The 21,643-nt window shown below is 71.7% G+C and carries 15 protein-coding genes; 8 read left to right on the plus strand and 7 right to left on the minus strand.

Annotation, left to right across the window (positions count from 1 at the left end):
- The first annotated feature begins 38 nt into the window (after window positions 1-38).
- Window positions 39-1,088 (plus strand): LLM class F420-dependent oxidoreductase, encoded by a 1,050-nt coding sequence (locus tag ACE1OA_RS27950; RefSeq protein ID WP_356601046.1) that lies wholly within the window; start codon window positions 39-41, stop codon window positions 1,086-1,088.
- A gap of 215 nt (window positions 1,089-1,303) precedes the next feature.
- Window positions 1,304-2,089: a ferritin-like domain-containing protein gene (locus tag ACE1OA_RS27955; RefSeq protein WP_356601045.1), complete on the plus strand. Its 786-nt coding sequence runs from the start codon at window positions 1,304-1,306 to the stop codon at window positions 2,087-2,089.
- 22 nt (window positions 2,090-2,111) lie between these two features.
- On the opposite strand, the gene ACE1OA_RS27960 is transcribed toward ACE1OA_RS27955, so the two are convergent.
- Window positions 2,112-3,095: a magnesium and cobalt transport protein CorA gene (locus ACE1OA_RS27960; RefSeq protein ID WP_356601044.1), complete on the minus strand. Its 984-nt coding sequence runs from the start codon at window positions 3,093-3,095 to the stop codon at window positions 2,112-2,114.
- A gap of 168 nt (window positions 3,096-3,263) precedes the next feature.
- Here ACE1OA_RS27960 and ACE1OA_RS27965 point away from each other — a divergent pair, with 168 nt between their 5' ends.
- The 5 genes from ACE1OA_RS27965 (at window position 3,264) to ACE1OA_RS27985 (ending at window position 10,070) form a co-directional block, all read left to right on the plus strand.
- Complete coding sequence (locus tag ACE1OA_RS27965) at window positions 3,264-3,953, plus strand: histidine phosphatase family protein (RefSeq protein WP_361315262.1); 690 nt, start codon at window positions 3,264-3,266, stop codon at window positions 3,951-3,953.
- A 77-nt stretch (window positions 3,954-4,030) separates the two neighbouring features.
- A complete protein-coding gene (locus tag ACE1OA_RS27970) occupies window positions 4,031-4,621 on the plus strand; it encodes a DUF3090 domain-containing protein (RefSeq protein WP_147977241.1) in 591 nt (196 codons plus the stop codon).
- Entirely contained in the window at window positions 4,618-5,526 is a 909-nt protein-coding gene (locus ACE1OA_RS27975) for an SCO1664 family protein (RefSeq protein WP_384869669.1), read from the plus strand. Before ACE1OA_RS27970 ends, ACE1OA_RS27975 begins: the two co-directional genes overlap by 4 nt.
- Before the next feature lie 145 nt (window positions 5,527-5,671).
- Window positions 5,672-6,901, plus strand: a complete 1,230-nt coding sequence (gene mshC, locus ACE1OA_RS27980) for a cysteine--1-D-myo-inosityl 2-amino-2-deoxy-alpha-D-glucopyranoside ligase (protein WP_384869667.1) — start codon at window positions 5,672-5,674, stop codon at window positions 6,899-6,901.
- Window positions 6,902-7,016: 115 nt separating this feature from the next.
- Window positions 7,017-10,070: an NPCBM/NEW2 domain-containing protein gene (locus tag ACE1OA_RS27985; protein WP_432753559.1), complete on the plus strand. Its 3,054-nt coding sequence runs from the start codon at window positions 7,017-7,019 to the stop codon at window positions 10,068-10,070.
- A 69-nt stretch (window positions 10,071-10,139) separates the two neighbouring features.
- Here ACE1OA_RS27985 and ACE1OA_RS27990 read toward each other — a convergent pair whose 3' ends face one another.
- The 6 genes from ACE1OA_RS27990 to ACE1OA_RS28015 all read right to left on the minus strand — a co-directional run bounded on the left by ACE1OA_RS27990 (window position 10,140) and on the right by ACE1OA_RS28015 (window position 17,711).
- Window positions 10,140-11,213 (minus strand): PAC2 family protein, encoded by a 1,074-nt coding sequence (locus ACE1OA_RS27990; protein WP_356601039.1) that lies wholly within the window; start codon window positions 11,211-11,213, stop codon window positions 10,140-10,142.
- Window positions 11,214-11,354: 141 nt separating this feature from the next.
- Window positions 11,355-12,416, minus strand: coding sequence for an LLM class flavin-dependent oxidoreductase (locus tag ACE1OA_RS27995; protein WP_356601038.1), 1,062 nt, complete (start codon window positions 12,414-12,416; stop codon window positions 11,355-11,357).
- A 156-nt stretch (window positions 12,417-12,572) separates the two neighbouring features.
- Window positions 12,573-14,183 (minus strand): glycerol-3-phosphate dehydrogenase/oxidase, encoded by a 1,611-nt coding sequence (locus ACE1OA_RS28000; protein ID WP_356601037.1) that lies wholly within the window; start codon window positions 14,181-14,183, stop codon window positions 12,573-12,575.
- Between the two features lie 16 nt (window positions 14,184-14,199).
- Window positions 14,200-15,726 carry a glycerol kinase GlpK gene (glpK, locus tag ACE1OA_RS28005; RefSeq protein ID WP_356601036.1) on the minus strand — a complete coding sequence of 509 codons (1,527 nt, stop codon included), beginning with the start codon at window positions 15,724-15,726 and terminating at the stop codon, window positions 14,200-14,202.
- A gap of 51 nt (window positions 15,727-15,777) precedes the next feature.
- Complete coding sequence (locus tag ACE1OA_RS28010) at window positions 15,778-16,566, minus strand: MIP/aquaporin family protein (RefSeq protein WP_356601035.1); 789 nt, start codon at window positions 16,564-16,566, stop codon at window positions 15,778-15,780.
- Window positions 16,567-16,949: 383 nt separating this feature from the next.
- A complete protein-coding gene (locus tag ACE1OA_RS28015) occupies window positions 16,950-17,711 on the minus strand; it encodes an IclR family transcriptional regulator (RefSeq protein WP_356601034.1) in 762 nt (253 codons plus the stop codon).
- A gap of 291 nt (window positions 17,712-18,002) precedes the next feature.
- Between ACE1OA_RS28015 and metH the strand changes: the two genes are divergently transcribed.
- Complete coding sequence (gene metH, locus ACE1OA_RS28020) at window positions 18,003-21,512, plus strand: methionine synthase (protein ID WP_356601033.1); 3,510 nt, start codon at window positions 18,003-18,005, stop codon at window positions 21,510-21,512.
- Window positions 21,513-21,643: the final 131 nt, after the last annotated feature.

A 21,643-nucleotide genomic window follows, 5' to 3' on the forward strand; every position in this document is an offset into this window, starting at 1 on the left:
CGCAAGGGACGTTACTGATCAGTAAAGAGGGTGCGGATATGCGGCTCGGCATCAACCTCGGCTACTGGGGCGCCGGTATGGACGGCGACAACCTCGCCGTCGCCCAGGAGGCGGACCGCCTCGGATACGACGTGTGCTGGGCGGCCGAGGCCTACGGCTCCGACGCGCCCACCGTGCTCTCCTGGGTGGCCGCCAAGACCGAACGGATCGACGTCGGCTCCGCGATCATGCAGATCCCCGCGCGTCAGCCGGCCATGACGGCGATGACCGCCGCCACCCTCGACTCGCTCTCCGGGGGCCGGTTCCGCCTCGGTCTCGGCGTCTCCGGACCGCAGGTGTCCGAGGGCTGGTACGGCGTCAAGTTCGACAAGCCGCTCGCCCGCACCCGCGAGTACGTCGAGATCGTCCGCAAGGCCATGTCCCGCGAGCGGCTCACCTACGAGGGCGCCCACTGGACGCTCCCGCTGCCGGACGGCCCCGGCAAGCCCATCAAGCTCACCGTCCACCCGGAGCGCGAGCACATCCCGCTCTACATCGCCGCGATCGGCCCCAAGAACCTGGAGCAGACCGGCGAGATCGCCGACGGCGCCCTGCTGATCTTCCCCTCCGCCGAGCACCTGGAGGAGACCGCGCTGCGCCACCTGCGCGCGGGCCGCGAGAAGGCGGGGCTGACGATGGACGGCTTCGACGTCCACCCGACCCTGCCGCTGGCCCTCGGCGACGACATCGACGCCCTGGCGGACATCTTCCGCCCGTACACCGCGCTGTACGTCGGCGGCATGGGCAGCCGCAAGCAGAACTTCTACAACCAGCTCGCCCAGCGGATGGGGTACGAGAAGGAGGCCGCCGAGATCCAGGACAAGTACCTGGCCGGCGACAAGACCGGCGCCGCCGCCGCCGTACCGCGGCAGCTGATCGACCAGACCACCCTGCTGGGCTCCGTCGAGCGGATCGCCGACCGCATGAAGGCCTACGCCGAGGCCGGTGTGACCACGCTGACCCTGGCCCCGGCCGGCTTCACCCTGGACGAGCGCCTCGCCGCCCTGCGCGCGGGCACGGAGGCCCTGGAGCGGGCGGGCCTGGCGTAGCGGGAGGAAGTCTGCGGCCGTGGTGGGGGCTCGGGGGTCTTCCCCGCCACGGCCGTCACGCTGAACAACGCTCCGACCCGCCCCCCGGTTACGAGCGCGGGGCTCATTCTTTCGGCCGAGTCGCCCGCCCCTCGTGTTGCCCACTCTCCCGCGGCGCATTTGACTCGGTGTCTGCGGACGTGCGGTGTGCGGACGCCCGTATGGAGGTGGCAGCAATGCTCACGGCCAGGAGCCTTTTCCAGGAGATCATCGACAACGACGAGTCCTTCCAGCTCTTCTGTTCGATCGCCGCCAGCGGCGAGACGCAGGGAGGCTGGGAGAACGCGCGCATCGCGGCGCTCGTCGCCCCCGGCATGCGGGACCTGACTCCCAAGATCACCCGGCACGGCGCCGACGAGGACAAGCACGGCCGGATCTTCAACGCGCTGATGAAGAAGCGCGGCGTGGAGCCCGTACCGGTTCCTCCGGAGACCGACTACACCATGCTCCTCGAACAGCGCGGGATCGGTCTCGCCCACGACAAGCTGCGCCGCGACGAACCGCTGACCGAGGAGGACGTCGTCGTCTACCTCGCCCACAGCAGGGTCACGGAACAGCGGGCGGCCGACCAGATGGACATGCTGGTCACGTACTTCGGCGACCACCCCGAGCTCGGCAGGGCCATCCACATGATCTGCAACGACGAGGACAACCATCTCGCCTACTGCCACGAGGAGCTGCTGCGCCTCGCGCAGGCCGGCCACGGCCGTCTCATCCAGCGCACGCTGCGGGAGTCCGCGCTCACCGAGATCAAGGTGTACCGCGACGTCAGCCTGGCCGTGATGAGCCACATGGGCCGCATCCTGGAGTGGCCGCGGGCCAAGTCGGCCGCGCTCGCGGCCGGAATCCACGGCATGCACGCCTGGGAGCGGTTCGCCGGCTGGCACAGGATGGTCGACCTGAGGATGCCCGAGCGGCGCGACGCGCTCGGCGGGCCCGCCGTCCCCGCACCGGCCTTCTGACCTCGTCGTCCGCGCGCCGCGGCTACATCCAGCCGCGGCGCTTGAACAGCCGGTACAGGCCCGCCACGGCCCCGGCCATCAGCAGGACGACCGCCGGGTACGACCACTCCCAGCCCAGTTCGGGCATGTGCTCGAAGTTCATGCCGTAGATGCCCGCGACCATCGTGGGGACCGCGGCCATGGCCGCCCACGCCGAGATCTTCCGCATGTCGTCGTTCTGCCGCACGCCCATCTGCGCCAGATGCGCCGACAGCACGTCCGAGAGGAGCCGGTCCAGGCCCTCCACCTGCTCGTTGGCCCGGGTCAGGTGGTCGACGACGTCCCGGAAGAAGGGCATCGAGTGCTCGTGCACGAACGGCACCGACGCGGCCGCCAGCCGCTGCATCGGCACCGTCAGCGGGCTGCTCGCCCGGCGGAACTCGAGCACCTGGCGCTTGGCGGTGTAGATCCGCGCCGCCGTGTTGCCCGGCTTGCCCCCGACCGGCGCGAACACGTCGGCCTCCAGCTCCTCCAGGTCGACCTGGAGCTCGCCGGCCACGTCGATGTAGTGGTCCACCACGGCGTCGCTGATCGCGTACAGGACGGCCGTCGGGCCGTGCCGCAGCACGTCCGGCTCGGCCTCCAGCCGTTTGCGGACCGCCGCGAGCGGGGCTCCCTCGCCGTGCCGGACGGTGACCACGAACGAGTCGCCCAGGAACACCATCAGCTCGCCCGTGGAGACCCGGTCGCTCTTCGGCTCGTACAGCACCGGCTTGAGGACGACGAAGAGCGAGTCCTCGTAGACCTCCAGTTTGGGTCGCTGATGGGCCTTCAGCGCGTCCTCGACGGCCAGGGGGTGCAGCGCGAACTCGGCCGCCACGTGATCGAACTCCGCCTCGGTGGGCTCGTGGAGGCCGACCCAGAGGAAGGCGTCCCCGCTCGCCCGTGCCTCCGCCAGGGCGTCGGACAGGTCGGCGGGGCCTTCGGCACGGGCACCGGCCTTGTAGAGGGCAGAGTCGACGATCATCCGGGTATTCTTCCCCGCTCCGCCGCTTCTCGCACCCGCCCCTCCCGCCCCGGTCCCCGGCCCCGCGCGCGGGCCCCGGTCCGGTACCCCGGTGCCGGCCGCCCCGCCGGGCGGTCGCGAAGGAAGCCGCCGCCCCACGCGCCCGGGCGTGGCCCTACCCTTGCCGCCATGGCCACGTTGATCCTCGTCCGTCACGGACGCTCCACCGCCAACACCTCCGGGGTCCTCGCCGGGCGGACGCCCGGGGTCGCGCTCGACGAGCGGGGCGCCGCGCAGGCCGCCGCCCTCCCCGGGCGCCTGGCCGGCCTGCCGCTGGCCGCCGCCGTCAGCAGCCCGCTGCAGCGGTGCCGCGAGACCCTCGTGCCGCTCCTGGACGCCCGCCCCGGCCTGCCGCTGCACACCGAGGAGCGCATCAGCGAGTGCGACTACGGCGACTGGTCGGGCCGCAAGCTCGCCGAGCTCAACGACGAGCCCCTGATGGAGGTCGTCCAGGCGCACGCCTCCGCCGCGGCCTTCCCCGGCGGCGAGTCGATGCGCGCCATGCAGGCGCGGGCCGTCGACGCCGTACGGGACTGGAACGCCCGGATCGAGGCCGAGCACGGCGAGGACGCCGTCTACCTGATGTGCTCGCACGGCGACATCATCAAGTCGATCGTCGCGGACGCGCTGGGGATGCACCTCGATCTCTTCCAGCGCATCCACGTCGACCCCTGCTCCGTCACCGCCGTCCGCTACACCCGGCTGCGTCCCTTCCTCGTCCGCCTCGGGGACACGGGCGACCTCGCCGGTCTCGCTCCCCGGGAGGCGCGTGACACGCAGGGGACGGCCGAGGTCGGGGGCGGCGCGGGCGCACCGTGATCCATCCGCGCAGTAGGGTGGACGGGCCGCTGTAGCGCGGGCCTTCACCACTGTCGAGACTCAAGGGAGTCAGGGACGTGTCCCGTCAGGTGTTCCTCTACGACCCACCGGAGCGTTTCGTGGCCGGTACGGTCGGGCTGCCTGGCCGCCGTACGTTCTTCCTGCAGGCGTCCGCGGCGGGCCGGGTCACCAGCGTGGCCCTGGAGAAGACCCAGGTCGCCGCGCTGGCCGAGCGCATCGACGAACTCCTCGACGAGGTCGTGCGCCGCACCGGCGGCAACGCCCCCGTCCCGGCCGTCGCGCCCGCCGACATCGCGGACACCGCCCCGCTGGACGCCCCGGTGGAGGAGGAGTTCCGGGTCGGCACGATGGCGCTGGCCTGGGACGGCGAGGAACAGCGCATGATCGTCGAGGCCCAGGCGCTCGTCGAGCTCGACGCCGAGTCGGACGAGGACCTCGCCGAGGCCGAGGAGCGGCTGCTCCAGGACGAGGAGAACGGCCCGCCGATGCTGCGCGTCCGGCTCACCGGCGCTCAGGCCCGGTCCTTCGCCAAGCGCGCCCTCGACGTCGTCAACGCCGGCCGCCCGCCGTGCCCGCTGTGCAGCCTGCCGCTCGACCCCGAGGGCCACGTGTGCCCGCGCCAGAACGGATACCGGCGCGGCGCATGACGTACGCCGACAGGCCCGACGTGCCCCCCGTTCCCGACGTGCCCCCCGTTCCCGGCGGCCCCGGCGGACCCGCGGCCCTGGCGTCGCCCGGTGGGCAGCCGCCGCCCGGTCCCTCCGCCGCCGCGGACGTCGAACTGCTCGCCCACGGTGAGCTGACCGTCCGCGGCCAGGTCCGTGAGGCATCCAACGCGGTGCTGTTCTGCACGGTCGCGCACCGGGGCCGGGAGGCCGACTGCGTCTACAAGCCCGTGGCCGGTGAGCGGCCCCTGTGGGACTTCCCCGACGGCACCCTCGCCCAGCGCGAGGTCGCCGCCTACGAGCTCTCCGAGGCGACCGGCTGGGGCCTCGTGCCGCCGACCGTGCTGCGCGACGGCCCGTACGGCGAGGGCATGGTCCAGTTGTGGATCGAGGCGGACCCCGGCGCGAACCTGCTGGCCCTGACCGAGGGCGAGGAGGCGGGCGAGGGCTGGAAGGCCGTCGGGCCCGCCCAGGTCGGGGAGGACCGCACCGCGCTCCTCGTGCACGCGGACAGCCCGGCGCTGCGCCGTCTCGCCGTCCTCGACGCGGTCATCAACAACGGCGACCGCAAGGGCGGTCACCTGCTGCCGGCGCCGGACGGACACGTGTACGCCATCGACCACGGCGTGACCTTCAACGTGGAGGACAAGCTCCGCACCCTGCTCTGGGGCTGGGCGGGCGAGGAACTGCCCGCCGAGGCCGTCGAGGTCCTCGCCGGCCTCCGCGACGCGCTCGCGCCCGGCACGCCGCTCGCCACCCGTCTGGCGGAACTGCTCACCGCGGCCGAGGTGGACGCCCTGCGGGCCCGCGTCGAGGTCCTGAGCCGGACCGGCCGGCACCCGGAGCCTTCGGGCCAGTGGCCCGCCATCCCCTGGCCGCCCGTCTGACCGATCGGATCCGGCCACACCCCGCCTGACCGGGTGGGACCCCCCAGGGGTATGCACGAACCGCTCTGACCCGCAAGACCGCCTAATCGGTCAAGATCCCCGGTCCGGTTCGTATCCGGAACAGGTGTCCGGTTACGCTCAGGTCATGCATGCCTGGCCCGCTTCTGAGGTCCCCGCCCTGCCCGGCAAGGGCCGCGACCTCCGGATCCACGACACCGCGACCGGCGGACGAGTGACCCTCGCCCCCGGCCCCGTCGCCCGTATCTACGTATGCGGCATCACGCCGTACGACGCGACCCACATGGGTCACGCGGCGACCTACAACGCGTTCGACCTCGTTCAGCGCGTGTGGCTCGACACCAAGCGGCAGGTCCACTACGTCCAGAACGTCACCGACGTCGACGACCCCCTCCTGGAGCGGGCCGTCCGCGACGGCATCGACTGGGTCGGCCTCGCCGAGCGCGAGACCGCCCTGTTCCGCGAGGACATGACCGCGCTGCGGATGCTGCCGCCCCAGCACTACATCGGTGCCGTCGAGGCCATACCCGGCATCGTGCCGCTGGTCGAACGGCTCCGGGACTCCGGGGCCGCCTACGAGCTGGACGGCGACGTCTACTTCTCGGTCGAGGCCGACCCGCACTTCGGCCAGGTGTCGAACTACGACACCGAGCTGATGCGGCACCTCTCCGCCGAGCGCGGCGGCGACCCCGACCGCGCCGGGAAGAAGAACCCGCTCGACCCGATGCTCTGGATGGCGGCCCGCGAGGGCGAGCCGAGCTGGGACGGCGGCACCCTCGGCCCCGGACGGCCCGGCTGGCACATCGAGTGCGTCGCCATCGCCCTCGACCACCTGGGCATGGGCTTCGACGTGCAGGGCGGCGGCTCCGACCTGATCTTCCCGCACCACGAGATGGGCGCCTCGCACGCCCAGGCGCTCACCGGCGAGTTCCCCATGGCGCGGGCGTACGTCCACGCCGGCATGGTCGCGCTCGACGGCGAGAAGATGTCGAAGTCGAAGGGCAACCTGGTCTTCGTCTCGGCGCTCCGCCGTGACGGCGTCGACCCGGCGGCCATCCGCCTCGCCCTCCTCTCGCACCACTACCGCGCGGACTGGGAGTGGACCGACCAGGTCCTCCAGGACGCCGTGGACCGCCTGGAGCGGTGGCGCGCCGCCGTCTCCCGTCCCGACGGCCTGCCGGCCGACGCGCTGGTCGAGGAGATCCGCGACGCGCTCGCCGACGACCTCGACGCCCCGGCCGCGCTCGCCGCGGTCGACCGCTGGGTGGCGGCCCAGAACGCCGACGGCGGCACGGACGAGTCCGCGCCCGGCCTCGTCTCCCGCTCGGTCGACGCACTGCTCGGTGTCGCCCTGTAACGAGCACCTCCGAGCAAGTCCCTTTCACGCAACCGCCCTTGGACTTCCAGCCGAAGTCCGAGGGCGGTTCCGTTTTGTCCTGGCTCCCTGCTCGTTTCTGCGCTAAATACCCTCCATGCAATCAACATTGCGCATGAAGACTGCATTCGCAGGCGCCATGCTCGGACTGCTCGCGACCTTCGCGGGATCCGGCAGCGCCCAGTCCGCCGAACCGGCCCCCACCACGGTCGGGGACGTCACCGGCTTCGCCGCCGAAGGCTCCGTCTACCGCCTGAGCGCCGGCCCGGCCGAGGCCCGCGTCAGCTTCGTCACCCCGGAGACCTTCCGCATCGAACTGTCCCCCGACGGAAAGTTCACCGACCCCACCGGGCAGGACATCGTCCTGCCCCAGGGCCCGCCGCCCGCCACCCGCTGGTACGACCGCGGCGACCGCTACGAACTCACCTCCGCGAAGGTGACCCTGCGCGCCTACAAGGCGCCGCTCCGCTTCGCCGCCATCCGTGCCGACGGCACCCCCCTGTGGTCCGAGACCAAGGGCCTGACGTGGAGCCAGGACCGCACCACCCAGTCCCTGACCCGGGGCGCCGACGAGCAGTTCTACGGTGCCGGGATGCAGAACGGCCGCGGCAACACCTCACACCGCGGCAAGACCGTCGAGGTCGGCGTCGACTACAACTGGAACGACGGCGGGCACCCCAACTCCGTCCCGTTCTACCTCTCCTCGGCCGGCTACGGCGTCTACCGCAACACGTACGCCCCGAACACGTACGTCTTCGGAGAGCCCGTCACCACCACCGCCCGCGAACAGCGCTTCGACGCCTACTACTTCGCGGGTGACGGCTCCGACGCCGCCAAGGACGTCATCGGCCAGTACACGACCCTCACCGGCAAACCCTTCCTGCCGCCCGTCTACGGCCTGGAGATCGGCGACGCCGACTGCTACCTCCACAACGCCAACCGCGGCGAGCGCCACACCCTCGACGCCCTGAAGGTCGCCGACGGCTACGTCGCCAACGACATGCCCAACGGCTGGATGCTCGTCAACGACGGATACGGCTGCGGCTACGAGAACCTCGCCGAGACCGCGACCGGCCTCCAGCAGCGCAAGATGCAGCTCGGCCTGTGGACCGAGGACGGCATCGACAGGCTCGGCGAGCAGGTGAAGGCCGGCCAGCGGGTCGCCAAGCTCGACGTCGCCTGGGTCGGCGAGGGCTACAAGTTCGCCCTCGACGGCTGCAAGGACGCCTACGCCGGCATCGAGGCGCACAGCGACGCCCGCGGCTTCACGTGGGCCCCCGAGAGCTGGTCCGGCGCCCAGCGCTGCGGCGTGCAGTGGTCCGGCGACCAGTCCGGCAGCTGGGAGTACATCCGCTGGCAGATCCCCACCTACGCCGGCGCCTCCATGTCCGGACTCGCCTACACCACCGGCGACGTCGACGGCATCTTCGGCGGCAGCGCCAAGACCTACACGCGCGACCTCCAGTGGAAGACCTTCCTGCCGGTCACCATGACCATGGACGGCTGGGCCGCGAACGACAAGCAGCCCTTCCGCTACGGCGAGCCGTACACCTCGATCAACCGCGCCTCCCTCAAGCTCCACGAGGCCCTGCTCCCCTACATCTACTCGCACGCCCACCGCGCCACCACGACCGGCGTCGGCCTCGCCCGGCCGCTCGTCCTGGAGTACCCGGACGACCCGAAGGCGGCCGGCGAGGCGGCCAGGTACGAGTTCCTCAGCGGCGAGGACTTCCTCGTCGCCCCCGTCTACCAGGACGCCGTCGAACGCGACGGGATCTACCTGCCCAAGGGCACCTGGATCGACTACTGGAGCGGGCGCACCTACGAAGGCCCGGTCACGGTCGACGACTACAGCGCCCCGCTCGACACCCTGCCCCTGTTCGTCCGGGCCGGGGCGACGGTCCCCATGTGGCCCGGCGGCATCCGCTCCTACGCCGACCGCACCGCGGGCTCCCCGCTCGCCTGGGACGTGTACCCGCAGGGCACGTCCTCCTTCACGCTCTACGAGGACGACGGCGTCACCCGCGACCACCGGGCCGGCCGGTACGCCACGCAGCGCGCGGACGTCGTGGCCCCGGGGCGCGGCGCGGGTGACGTGACCGTCCGGATCGGCGCGAGCCAGGGCACCTTCGCCGGCAAGTCCGCCGCCAGGCCCTACCAGTTCACCGTCCACACCGGCGACGCGCCGTCGGCCGTGAAGCTCGGCGGCACCCTGCCCCGGTTCACCTCGCGCGCCGCCTACGAGGCCGCGTCGCAGGGCTGGTGGTACGACCGGGACGACCGCGGGGGAGTGGTGAAGGTCAAGACCGCCGCCCTGCGCACCGACCGCGCGTTCACACTGGAACTGAAGGACACCAGCGCGGTCGGCGGAGCGGTCCCGGGCGCGGCCGCCACGCTCGCCGCGCCGGCCGGACAGGAACTGGGCGCGGGCAGCCCGGGCACCGTCGCCGTCGACGTCACCGCGGGGGACCGGGACGCCACCGGTGTCGAGGTCTCCCTCGACGTCCCGGCGGGCTGGCAGGCCGCCCCGGCCGCCCCGATCGCGCGCGTCCCGGCCGGCACCACCCGGCGGGTCGAGGTCGCCGTGACCCCGCCCGGGTCCGCCGCACCCGGCGAGGCGACGCTCACCGCGACCGTCCGGCACAGGTCCGCCGGACAGGACCGCACCGCCGTCCAGCGCTTCGCGGTCGGGGTGATGCCGCAGCCGCCCTCGGCCGACGCCTGGGCGAGCGACCTGGTCTGGCTGAGGTCCACGAACGGCTGGGGGCCGCCCGAGCGCGACCGGTCCAACGGCGAGTCGGGCGCGACCGACGGCCACCCGCTCACCCTGGCGGGCAGGACCTACGAGAAGGGAGTCGGCGCCCACGCCGACTCCGACATCGAGGTCTACCTCGGAGGACGCTGCACCGCCTTCACCGCCGACGTCGGCATCGACGACGAGATCGCCGGCTACGGGGACGTGGCCTTCTCGGTGGAGGCCGACGGCAAGGTCCTGTGGACCTCACCCCGGCTCACCGGCGCCTCGGCGACGCTCCCGGTGGACGTCGACGTCACCGGCGCCCGCCATGTCCGCCTCCGGATCACCGACACGAACGGCTCGAAGAGCGGTGACCACGGCGACTGGGCCGCGGCGCGTTTCGCGTGCGCCTGACGGTCCGACGAGAAGGGGCCGCGCCGGAAGTCCGGCGCGGCCCCGTCGCGTCACGGGCGCGTACCGCCCTCAGCCGTCGCCGTCCCGGCCGCCGTCCTCGCCGGCGTCGCCGGTCTGCCCCGTGTCGCCGTCGGCGTCGTCGCGGGGTGCGGGCGGCTGCTCGGCACCGCCCGGCTCCGGCGGCGCCTCCGGGCCCGGCTGCTCCGGCTTCGGAGGCCGCGTGCGCCCGCTGGACGGGTCCCTCAGATACGAGGCGTCACCCCCGTCGGTGGCCAGGCCGGGGCCCTGCCCCGGCCCCTGACCGGGCTCGCGCCGCCGCAGGTACCGCTCGAACTCCCGGGCGATCGCCTCGCCGGAGGCCTCCGGGAGCTCCGCGGTGTCCCGCGCCTCCTCCAACGTCTGGACGTACTCGGCGACTTCGCTGTCCTCGGAGGCCAGCTGGTCCACCCCCACCTGCCAGGCCCGCGCGTCCTCGGGCAGCTCGCCGAGCGGGATGCGCAGACCGATCAGGTCCTCGAGCCGGTTCAGCAGCGCCAGCGTCGCCTTCGGGTTCGGCGGCTGCGACACGTAGTGCGGCACGGCCGCCCAGAGGCTCACCGCCGGCACACCCGCGTGCGTGCAGGCCTCCTGGAGGATGCCGACGATGCCCGTGGGGCCCTCGTACCGGGTCTCCTCCAGGTCCATCGTCCGCGCCAGGTCCGGATCGGACGTGACGCCGCTGACCGGGACCGGCCGGGTGTGCGGGGTGTCGCCGAGCAGCGCGCCCAGGATCACCACCATCTCCACGCCGAGTTCGTGGGCGAAGCCCAGGATCTCGTTGCAGAACGAGCGCCACCGCATCGACGGCTCGATCCCGCGGACCAGCACCAGGTCACGGGGCTTCTCGCCGCCGATCCGGACCACGGAGAGCCGGGTCGTCGGCCAGGTGATCTTCCGGACCCCGTTGTCGAGCCACACCGTCGGCCGGTTGACCTGGAAGTCGTAGTAGTCCTCGGCGTCGAGCGCCGCGAACACCTCGCCCTTCCATTCCCGGTCCAGGTGGGCGACCGCGGTGGAGGCGGCGTCGCCGGCGTCGTTCCAGCCCTCGAACGCGGCCACCATGACCGGGTCGATCAGCTCGGGAACCCCCTCGAGCTCGATCACCCAGTGCCTCCTTTTCGACGTTCCTGCCGTACGGACCAACCTTACGGCTTTCCGGCGGTCCGGCCGCAGCCCCCGCAGCCTCCCGGGGGCCTTCGTTCCCGTGATCGACTACCCAGGAACGCGAGTCGGCACACGGCGGGCTCAGTCCTCCCAGAGCGTGCTGGGCGCCTCCTTGCGGACTACGGGCGCGATCTCCTCGGCGAAGCGCTGCAGCGTCTCGGTCTGTTCGGCCGTGGACTGACCGAATCCGTCGACGGTGACCGACTGGAGGTCGTGGCCGTAGACCTCGTGGTACCCGAGGATCTTGTCGATGATCTGCTGCGGGGAGCCGATCAGCTGCGGACCGTCGGCGATCGCCTCCTCGATCGTGCGGAACGGGGTGTTGTACCCGGCCTTCCCCTCCAGATGCGGTCGGAAGCTCTGCCGTACGCGTGCCTCGTAGAGGTCCTTGTAGCGGACGACCGCCTCCCGGGGCGTGTCGGCGATCAGCAGTCCGCCGGATCCGGCCGCCACGCGCGCCTGCGCCGGGTCGTGCCCGTGCTCCTCGAACCTCTCGCGGTAGTGGGCGATGAGCCTCGCGTAGGCCGCCCGGGGCTGGATCGCGTTCGCGGTGAACAGCGGGTCGCCGTGCCTCGCCGCGAGTTCGGGGGAGTTGCGGCTGGTGGCCGAGCCGTGCCACACGCGCGGCACGCCGTCGTACGGCCGCGGAACCGTGGTCACGCCCTTCAGCGGCGGACGGAACTCGCCCTCCCAGTCCACGCCCTCCTCGCTCCACAGCCGGCGCAGCAGCTCGTACTTCTCCCGCTGGAGGTCCCACTGCCGGCTCTCGTCCAGGCCGAAGAGGTCGAAGTGCCCGGCCTCGGCGCCCTTGCCGATGACGAGCTCGACCCGGCCGCGGGAGAGCTGGTCGAGCGTGGCGTAGTCCTCGGCGACCCGCACCGGGTCGAGGATCGCGACGACCGTGACCCCGGTGAGCAGCCGGATCCGGGAGGTGCGGGCGGCCAGCGCGCCCAGCACCGCCGTCGGGCTGGAGGAGAGGAAGGGTCCCGCGTGCCGCTCGCCGAGGGCGTACGCGTCGAAGCCGAGCCGCTCGGCGGCCTCGCCGACCGCGAGAACCTGCTCCAACCGGTCCGCCGCGGTGGGCAGTTCGCCGGTGAGGGGATGGGGGGCATGGCCGATGAGGGAGAGCACCTGGAACTTCATGGTCCAACTCTCCCGGGCCACTGTTGCGGTGGTGTGGCGGCCGTGTGGCACCCGGCCGGGCCGGCCCGGGACACGCCTCGGGGGCGGTCCGTGAACGGACCGCCCCCGAGGCGTGTCTTGCCGACCGTGCCGGGCTCCCGGCGAACCGGCCCGGTTTCAGGCCTTCTTGCCGAGCAGATCGTCGACCTTGCCGCGGATCTCGTCCGTGGCCAGACCGCGGATCGTCAGCGTGGTGCGGCGGCGCAGCACGTCGTCCGCCGTCTCGGCCCACTCGTGGTCGCGGGCGTAGGCGACCTGCGCCCAGATCTCCGGGGCGTCCGGGTGGATGCGCTCCGCCAGCTCCGGGTTCTCGTTCGCCATCCGGGCGATGTCGAAGGAGAGCGAACCGTAGTGCGTGGCCAGGTGCTTGGCCGTGTCGGCGGCCATCCGCGGACCGGGGGCCGGGCCGTCCACGAGCAGCCGGTGGGCCACCGCGTTGGGGTTGGCTATGCCGGGCAGCGGCAGCCGCTTCGGCAGCGTGGAGACCGGCTCGTAGTCCTCGCCCAGCGGGTGACCGGGCAGGGCCTCCAGCTTCTTCATCACCGTACGGCCGATGTGACGGAAGGTCGTCCACTTGCCGCCGGCCACCGACAGCATGCCGCCGCGGCCTTCGGTGACGACGGTCTCGCGCTTGGCCTTGGAGGTGTCGCCCGGCCCGCCCGGCAGCACCCGCAGCCCGGCGAAGGCGTAGGTGATCAGGTCGCGCGACAACTGCTGGTCACGGATGGAGAAGGCGGCCTCGTCCAGGATCTGGGCGGTGTCCTTCTCGGTGACCTCGACCTGGCCGGGGTCGCCCTCGTACTCCTCGTCGGTGGTGCCGAGCAGCAGCATGTCCTCCCAGGGGAGGGCGAAGGTGATGCGGTACTTGTCGATCGGCGTGGCCAGCGCGGCCTTCCACGGCGAGGTGCGCTTGAGGACCAGGTGCGCGCCCTTGGACAGGCGGATGGACGGGGCCGCGTTGGGGTCCTCCATCCGGCGCAGGTGGTCGACCCACGGTCCGGTCGCGTTGAGCACGAGCCGGGCGGAGACGCCGAACTCGTCGCCGCTGGTGCGGTCCCGCAGTTCGGCGCCGGTGACCCGGCCCCGGGTGAAGCGAAGCCCGGTGACCTCGGCGTGGTTGAGGACGGTGGCCCCAGCGGCGACCGCGGCGCGGACCGTCATCAGCGCCATCCGGGCGTCGTTCATCTGGTCGTCGCCGTACACGGCCACGGCCTTGAGGTTGTCGGTGCGCAGCTCCGGCACGTCCTGCGCGGCCTTGGCGGGGGAGAGCAGGTGCCCGACGCCGTCACCGAACGCCGAGAGGGCGGAATAGGCGAAGACACCGGCGCCGAGCTTGGCGGCGCCGTGCGGGCCGCCCTTGTAGACGGGCAGGTAGAAGGTGAGGGGGTTCGCGAGGTGCGGTGCCACCTGGCGGGACACCGCACGTCGCTCGAAGTGGTTCTCCGCGACCAGCTTCACGGCGCCGGTCTGCAGGTAGCGCAGGCCGCCGTGGAGGAGCTTGGAGGAGGCGGAGGAGGTGGCGCCGGCGAAGTCGCCGGCGTCCACCAGGGCCACCCGCAGGCCCGACTGCGCGGCGTGCCAGGCGGTGGAGATGCCCAGGATGCCGCCGCCGATCACCAGGAGGTCGTACGTCGCCTTGGAAAGCTGCTCCCGAGTCTCGGCGCGGCTCGGGTGGGAACCGGCGGCCGGTCGCGTCCCGAGGGAGGGGACGCTCTGCAGGGTGGTCATGTCGATCTACTCCTCGTCAGTTTTCCTCGTCGAGCCAGCCCATGGAGCGCTCCACGGCCTTGAGCCAGTTCTTGTACTCGCTGTCACGCTTGTCGGCGTCCATGCGAGGGGTCCATTCCGCCGCGCGGCGCCAGTTGGCCCGCAGGGCGTCGGTGTCCGGCCAGAAGCCGACGGCCAGGCCGGCGGCGTAGGCGGCACCGAGGCAGGTGGTCTCGGCGACCATCGGGCGCACGACCGGCGCGTCGAGGAAGTCCGAGAGGGTCTGCATCAGCAGGTTGTTGGAGGTCATGCCGCCGTCGACCTTGAGCGCGGTCAGCTCGACGCCGGAGTCCTTCGTCATGGCGTCGGTGATCTCGCGGGTCTGCCAGGCGGTGGCCTCCAGCACGGCGCGGGCGATGTGCGCCTTGGTGACGTACCGGGTGAGGCCGGCGATCACACCGCGGGCGTCGGAGCGCCAGTACGGGGCGAACAGGCCGGAGAAGGCCGGCACGAAGTAGGCGCCGCCGTTGTCCTCGACCGAGGAGGCGAGGGTCTCGATCTCGGCCGCGGACTTGATCAGGCCCATCTGGTCGCGCATCCACTGCACCAGCGAACCCGTGACGGCGATCGAGCCCTCCAGGGCGTAGACCGGCTTCTCCTCGCCGATCTGGTAGCCGACCGTGGTCAGCAGCCCGCTGTAGGAGTTGATGATCTTGTCACCGGTGTTCATCAGCATGAAGGTGCCGGTGCCGTAGGTGGACTTGGCCTCGCCCTCGGCGAAACAGGTCTGGCCGAACAGGGCGGCCTGCTGGTCGCCGAGCGCGGAGGCGACCGGGATGCCGTCCAGGACGCCGCCCCTGACGTGGCCGTAGACCTCGGCGGAGGAGCGGATCTCCGGCAGCAGGGCGGCCGGGATGTCCATGGACTGGAGGATCTTGTCGTCCCACTCCATGGTGTGCAGGTTCATCAGCATGGTGCGCGACGCGTTGGTCACGTCGGTGACGTGGTGGCCGCCGTCGACGCCGCCGGTCAGGTTCCAGATGACCCAGGAGTCCATGGTGCCGAAGAGGATGTCGCCGCGCTCGGCGCGCTCGCGCAGACCCTCGACGTTGTCGAGCAGCCAGCGGACCTTCGGGCCGGAGAAGTAGCTCGCGAGCGGCAGGCCGGTCTCGCGGCGGAAGCGGTCCTGGCCGACGTTGCGGCCGAGCTCCTTGCAGAGCCCGTCGGTGCGGGTGTCCTGCCAGACCAGCGCGTTGTGGACCGGCTCACCGGTGTTCTTGTCCCAGAGCAGCGTGGTCTCGCGCTGGTTGGTGATGCCGATGGCCTTCACGTCGGCGGCGGAGATGCCGCCCTTCTCGATCGCGCCGGCGACCACTTCCTGGACGTTGGTCCAGATCTCGGCGGCGTCGTGCTCCACCCAGCCGGGCTTGGGGAAGATCTGCTCGTGCTCCTTCTGGTCGACCGAGACGATGCGGCCGTCCTTGTCGAAGACGATGCAGCGGGACGAGGTCGTGCCCTGGTCGATGGCGGCGATGAAGGGGCCGCTGGTGTGTGCGTCGGTCACGGGGTGCTCCCAGGAGGTCTCAGGGGTCGGCTTCGACTACTGCTGTACGGCTCAGGCGAACGCGATGTTGTAGATACCCGCCGCGAGGGCGCCGCCGATCAGAGGACCGGCGATCGGGATCCAGGCGTAGCTCCAGTCGGAGCCGCCCTTGTTCGGCAGCGGAAGCAGGGCGTGCACGATGCGCGGACCGAGGTCACGGGCCGGGTTGATGGCGTAGCCGGTCGGGCCACCGAGCGAGAGGCCGATGGAGACGACCACGAAGGCGGTGATGAGGGCGCCTATGACGCCCAGGCCCTTGCCGCTGTCGTTGAGACCCTGCGTGAGCACCGCGAGGACGAGCACGACGGTGCCGATGATCTCGGTGGCGAGGTTCTGCCAGACGTTGCGGACCTCGGGGCCGGTGGAGAAGACGCCGAGCACCGGGCCGGCCGTGGGGGAGGCCTTCTGGTCGACCATGCCCTCCTCGTGCGGCGGCGCGGCGACGATCTCCGGGTCCGTCAGGTGGGCCTGGAACTGTCCGTAGTAGGCGATCCAGACCAGCGCGGCACCGATCATGGCGCCGAGCATCTGCCCGGCGAAGTAGACCGGGACGTTGCTCCAGTCCCCGTCCTTGATCGCGATGCCGACCGTGACGGCCGGGTTGAGGTGGGCGCCGGACAGCGACGCCGTCATGTAGACGGCGGTCATGACCGCGAAGCCCCACCCGAAGGTGATGGCCAGCCAGCCGGCGTTCTGCGCCTTCGAGCGCTTGAGCACGACGGCGGCGACGACGCCACCGCCGAGCAGGATGAGCACGGCGGTACCGATGGTCTCGCCGATGAAGATGTCGGAGCTGGACACCCGCGACTCCTTTGTCCTTCGTCCAGGGGAAGGCGAACCACGGGTCCCGCCGGTGGTCCGCGCCCTCGTGTGAGGGCGTTGGCCGGCCCTTGGCACTGTCACACCTTAGCGCGTATTGCCGTTAGGCGTTCGACAATGTCGACCGGTGAACGGAAGTTTTGCCCCCTGGTTAACAGCGCGTCAAGGGTTCTTGCCCGGGAACCCCGCGCATAACGCGATCGTTACCGACCGCTTCCGCGAGGGCGCGCCGAGCGCGGCGGCCGGCTCCCGGGAAACGCCGAGGCCCGGCCGTCGGAGGACGACCGGGCCGGATGTGCGGAGTCGGGCGGCGGGCGGGCGTGCCGGGCCGCCCGGGAGGTGCCCGGGTCCTGTCCGGACCGGATCTAGAAGCGTCCGGCTCCCAGGTCGCGGGAGACGGCGCGGGCGCAGTCGCGTACCGCGGCGATCAGTTCCGAGCGCAGTTCACCCCCGTCGCAGACCCGCTCCACGGCGCCCGTGATGGCCACCGCGCCGACCGGCATCCGGCGCCGGTCGTGGATCGGCGCGGCCACCGCGGCCACGCCGTCCCAGGTCTCCTCCACGTCCGCCGCCCAGCCCCGCGCGCGGGTGGTGTCGAGCAGCGTCTCGAAGGCCGTGGTCTCGGTGATCGTGCGGGGCGTGAACGGCTCGCGCACCAGCTCCAGGACCTCGCTGTGCGCCACCGGGTCGTAGGCCGAGAGCACCTTGCCCAGCGCCGTGGAGTGCAGCGGCTGCATGGCCCCCACCTCCAGGACCTGCCGGCTGTCGTCCGGCCGGAAGACGTGGTGCACGATCAGTACGCCCTGCTGGTGCAGTACGCCCAGATGGACGCTCTCGCCGCTGGACCGCGCCAGGTCGTCCGTCCACACCAGGGCCCGCGCCCGCAGCTCGTGCACGTCGAGATAGCTGTTGCCCAGGCGCAGCAGCTCCGCGCCCAGCTGGTAGCGCGACGCCGCGTCCTGCTCGACGAAGCCCTCGGCCTGCAGCGTGCGCAGGATGCCGTGCGCCGTGCCCTTCGCCAGGCCCAGGGACGAGGCGATGTCGGACAGGCCGAGCCGGCGCTCGCCGCCCGCGAGCAGTCGCAGCATCGCCGCCGCCCGTTCAAGCGACTGGATGTTCTTCGCCATCGCCCGGCCCTTCTCCCTGTCTCCTGATCGCGGAGTTTCGTGGATCTTACGGAGCAGGATCCCGTGGATCATGCTGTTCGGCAATGCTGAACACTATCGGTCGATGCCGACCGATCGTTACCCTGACAGTGTCGTTCACGAACGGGTCCGACCGGGAGCCCCCCGACACAGGATGCCGTCCGCCCCGTGGAACACCCTGCCCACCCCGGCATCCGCACGGTTACTCTGGCCCCGTACACCCTCCACCGAGGGTGTGAAGCCGACAGCCGTCGCATCCCAGGGAGCTCATCCATGGCCTCGTCGCCGACCCCGTCCGCTGGCAGCACCGACCGCGCCGCAGCCCTTCGCGAGGCACTCGCGACCCGGGTCGTCGTGGCGGACGGAGCGATGGGCACCATGCTCCAGGCGCAGGACCCCTCGATGGAGGACTTCCAGGACCTCGAGGGATGCAACGAGATCCTCAACGTCACCCGCCCGGACATCGTCCGCTCGGTGCACCAGGAGTACTTCTCCGCGGGCGTCGACTGCGTCGAGACCAACACCTTCGGCGCCAACCTCGCCGCGCTGGGCGAGTACGACATCCCCGAGCGCGTCCACGAGCTCTCCGAGGCGGGAGCCCGGATCGCCCGCGAGGTGGCCGACGAGTTCACCGCCTCCACGGGACAGCAGCGCTGGGTGCTGGGCTCCATGGGCCCGGGCACCAAGCTGCCGACCCTCGGCCACGCCCCGTACACCGCCCTGCGCGACGCCTACCAGCAGAACGCCGAGGGCCTGCTCGCGGGCGGCGCCGACGCGCTGCTGGTGGAGACGACCCAGGACCTCCTGCAGACCAAGGCCTCCGTCATCGGCGCCCGCCGCGCCCTCGACGCGCTGGGCGCCGACGTCCCGCTGATCTGCTCCGTGACCGTCGAGACCACCGGCACCATGCTGCTGGGCTCCGAGATCGGCGCCGCGCTCACGGCCCTGGAGCCGCTCGGCATCGACATGATCGGCCTGAACTGCGCCACCGGCCCGGCCGAGATGAGCGAGCACCTCCGCTACCTGGCGCGGCACTCCCGCATCCCGCTGTCCTGCATGCCGAACGCGGGCCTGCCCGTCCTCGGCAAGGACGGCGCGCACTACCCGCTGTCCCCGGCCGAGCTCGCCGACGCCCAGGAGAACTTCGTCCGCGAGTACGGACTCTCCCTGATCGGCGGCTGCTGCGGCACGACCCCGGAGCACCTGCGCCAGGTCGTCGAGCGCGTCCGCGACCTGACCCCGGGCACCCGCGAGCCGCGCCCCGAGCCGGGCGCCGCCTCGCTCTACCAGACGGTCCCCTTCCGCCAGGACACCTCCTACATGGCGATCGGCGAGCGGACGAACGCCAACGGCTCCAAGAAGTTCCGCGAGGCCATGCTGGAAGCCCGCTGGGACGACTGCGTCGAGATGGCGCGCGACCAGATCCGCGAGGGCGCGCACATGCTCGACCTCTGCGTCGACTACGTCGGCCGCGACGGTGTCGCCGACATGGCCGAGCTGGCCGGCCGCTTCGCCACCGCCTCCACGCTGCCGATCGTCCTGGACTCCACCGAGGTCGACGTCCTGCAGGCCGGCCTGGAGAAGCTCGGTGGCCGGGCCGTCATCAACTCCGTCAACTACGAGGACGGCGACGGTCCCGAGTCCCGGTTCGCCAAGGTCACCCGGCTGGCCCAGGAGCACGGCGCCGCTCTCATCGCGCTGACCATCGACGAGGAGGGCCAGGCCCGCACCGTCGAGACCAAGGTCGCCATCGCCGAACGCCTCATCGACGACCTGACCGGCAACTGGGGCATCCACGAGTCGGACATCCTCATCGACACCCTGACCTTCACCATCTGTACCGGTCAGGAGGAGTCCCGCAAGGACGGCATCGCCACCATCGAGGCGATCCGCGAGCTCAAGCGCCTGCACCCGGACGTGCAGACCACGCTCGGCCTGTCGAACATCTCCTTCGGTCTCAACCCGGCCGCCCGCATCCTGCTCAACTCCGTCTTCCTCGACGAGTGCGTCAAGGCGGGCCTCGACTCGGCGATCGTGCACGCCTCCAAGATCCTCCCGATCGCCCGCTTCGACGACGAGCAGGTGAACACCGCCCTCGACCTGATCTACGACCGGCGGACAGAGGGCTACGACCCGCTGCAGAAGCTGATGGCGCTCTTCGAGGGCGTCAACACCAAGTCGATGAAGGCCGGCAAGACCGAGGAGCTCCTCGCCCTGCCGCTGGAGGAGCGCCTCAAGCGCCGCATCATCGACGGCGAGAAGAACGGCCTGGAGGCCGACCTCGACGAGGCGCTGCAGACCCGGCCCGCCCTGGAGATCGTCAACGACACCCTGCTCGACGGCATGAAGGTCGTCGGCGAGCTCTTCGGCTCCGGCCAGATGCAGCTGCCGTTCGTGCTCCAGTCCGCCGAGGTCATGAAGAACGCGGTGGCCTACCTGGAGCCGCACATGGAGAAGTCGGACGCCGAGGGCAAGGGCACCATCGTGCTCGCCACCGTCCGCGGCGACGTCCACGACATCGGCAAGAACCTCGTCGACATCATCCTCTCCAACAACGGCTACAACGTGGTGAACCTGGGCATCAAGCAGCCCGTCGCCGCGATCCTGGAGGCCGCCGAGGAGCACAAGGCCGACGTCATCGGCATGTCCGGCCTGCTGGTCAAGTCCACGGTGATCATGAAGGAGAACCTGGAGGAGCTGAACCAGCGCGGCCTCGCGGCCGACTTCCCGGTCATCCTGGGCGGCGCCGCGCTGACCCGCGCGTACGTCGAGCAGGACCTCCACGAGATCTACGAGGGCGAGGTCCGCTACGCCCGCGACGCCTTCGAGGGCCTGCGCCTGATGGACGCCCTGATCGCCGTCAAGCGCGGCGTGCCGGGTGCCGCCCTGCCGGAGCTCAAGCAGCGCCGGGTCGCCCAGCGTGCCACCGCGCTCCAGGTCGACGAGCCCGAGGCGGGCGGCCGTTCGGACGTCGCCGTCGACAACCCGGTCCCTGCCCCGCCGTTCTGGGGCACCCGGGTGGTCAAGGGCATCCAGCTCAAGGAGTACGCGAGCTGGCTCGACGAGGGCGCGCTCTTCAAGGGCCAGTGGGGTCTCAAGCAGAACCGGGCCGGCGACGGCCCGAGCTACGAGGAGCTCGTCGAGAGCGAGGGCCGGCCGCGGCTCCGCGGCTGGCTGGAGCGCCTGCACACGGAGAACCTGCTGGAGGCGGCCGTCGTCCACGGCTACTTCCCCTGCGTCTCCAAGGGCGACGACCTGATCATCCTGGACGAGCAGGGCAACGAGCGGACCCGCTTCACCTTCCCGCGCCAGCGCCGCGGCCGCCGGCTGTGCCTGGCCGACTTCTTCCGCCCGGAGGAGTCCGGCGAGACGGACGTGGTGGGCCTGCAGGTCGTCACCGTCGGCTCCAGGATCGGCGAGGCCACCGCCAAGCTCTTCGAGTCCGACTCCTACCGCGACTACCTGGAGCTGCACGGCCTCTCCGTGCAGCTGGCCGAGGCGCTCGCCGAGTACTGGCACGCCCGGGTGCGCGCGGAGCTCGGCTTCGCGGGCGAGGACCCGGCGGACGTGGAGGACATGTTCGCGCTGAAGTACCGCGGCGCCCGCTTCTCGCTGGGTTACGGGGCCTGCCCCGACCTGGAGGACCGGGCGAAGATCGCCGAGCTGCTGCAGCCCGAGCGCATCGGCGTCCAGCTGTCCGAGGAGTTCCAGCTCCACCCGGAGCAGTCCACGGACGCGATCGTCATCCACCACCCCGAGGCGAAGTACTTCAACGCCCGCTGAGCGCGCCGGGCGGGGGGCCGACCGGCCCCCGCCCGGCGGCTCCGCGGAGCCCCGCAGCGACCGCCGGGCACGCCCTCGCGCGCGCCCGGCGACACGGCGGGGCACGTCAGGGCGTAAATGTCGGCGCTCCC

Origin of the sequence: Streptomyces sp. JL2001 (assembly GCF_050917515.1) — a bacterium.
GTDB lineage: Bacteria > Actinomycetota > Actinomycetes > Streptomycetales > Streptomycetaceae > Streptomyces.

Bases quoted from the DNA above. Each gene is read 5' to 3' on its own strand.
- mshC (WP_384869667.1), top strand. From the start codon at position 5,672: ATGCATGCCTGGCCCGCTTCTGAGGTCCCCGCCCTGCCCGGCAAGGGC.
- ACE1OA_RS28015 (WP_356601034.1), bottom strand. From the start codon at position 17,711: ATGGCGAAGAACATCCAGTCGCTTGAACGGGCGGCGGCGATGCTGCGA.
- ACE1OA_RS27985 (WP_432753559.1), top strand. From the start codon at position 7,017: ATGCAATCAACATTGCGCATGAAGACTGCATTCGCAGGCGCCATGCTC.
- ACE1OA_RS28000 (WP_356601037.1), bottom strand. From the start codon at position 14,183: ATGACCACCCTGCAGAGCGTCCCCTCCCTCGGGACGCGACCGGCCGCC.
- metH (WP_356601033.1), top strand. From the start codon at position 18,003: ATGGCCTCGTCGCCGACCCCGTCCGCTGGCAGCACCGACCGCGCCGCA.
- ACE1OA_RS27955 (WP_356601045.1), top strand. From the start codon at position 1,304: ATGCTCACGGCCAGGAGCCTTTTCCAGGAGATCATCGACAACGACGAG.
- ACE1OA_RS27950 (WP_356601046.1), top strand. From the start codon at position 39: ATGCGGCTCGGCATCAACCTCGGCTACTGGGGCGCCGGTATGGACGGC.
- ACE1OA_RS27995 (WP_356601038.1), bottom strand. From the start codon at position 12,416: ATGAAGTTCCAGGTGCTCTCCCTCATCGGCCATGCCCCCCATCCCCTC.
- ACE1OA_RS27960 (WP_356601044.1), bottom strand. From the start codon at position 3,095: ATGATCGTCGACTCTGCCCTCTACAAGGCCGGTGCCCGTGCCGAAGGC.
- ACE1OA_RS27975 (WP_384869669.1), top strand. From the start codon at position 4,618: ATGACGTACGCCGACAGGCCCGACGTGCCCCCCGTTCCCGACGTGCCC.
- ACE1OA_RS27965 (WP_361315262.1), top strand. From the start codon at position 3,264: ATGGCCACGTTGATCCTCGTCCGTCACGGACGCTCCACCGCCAACACC.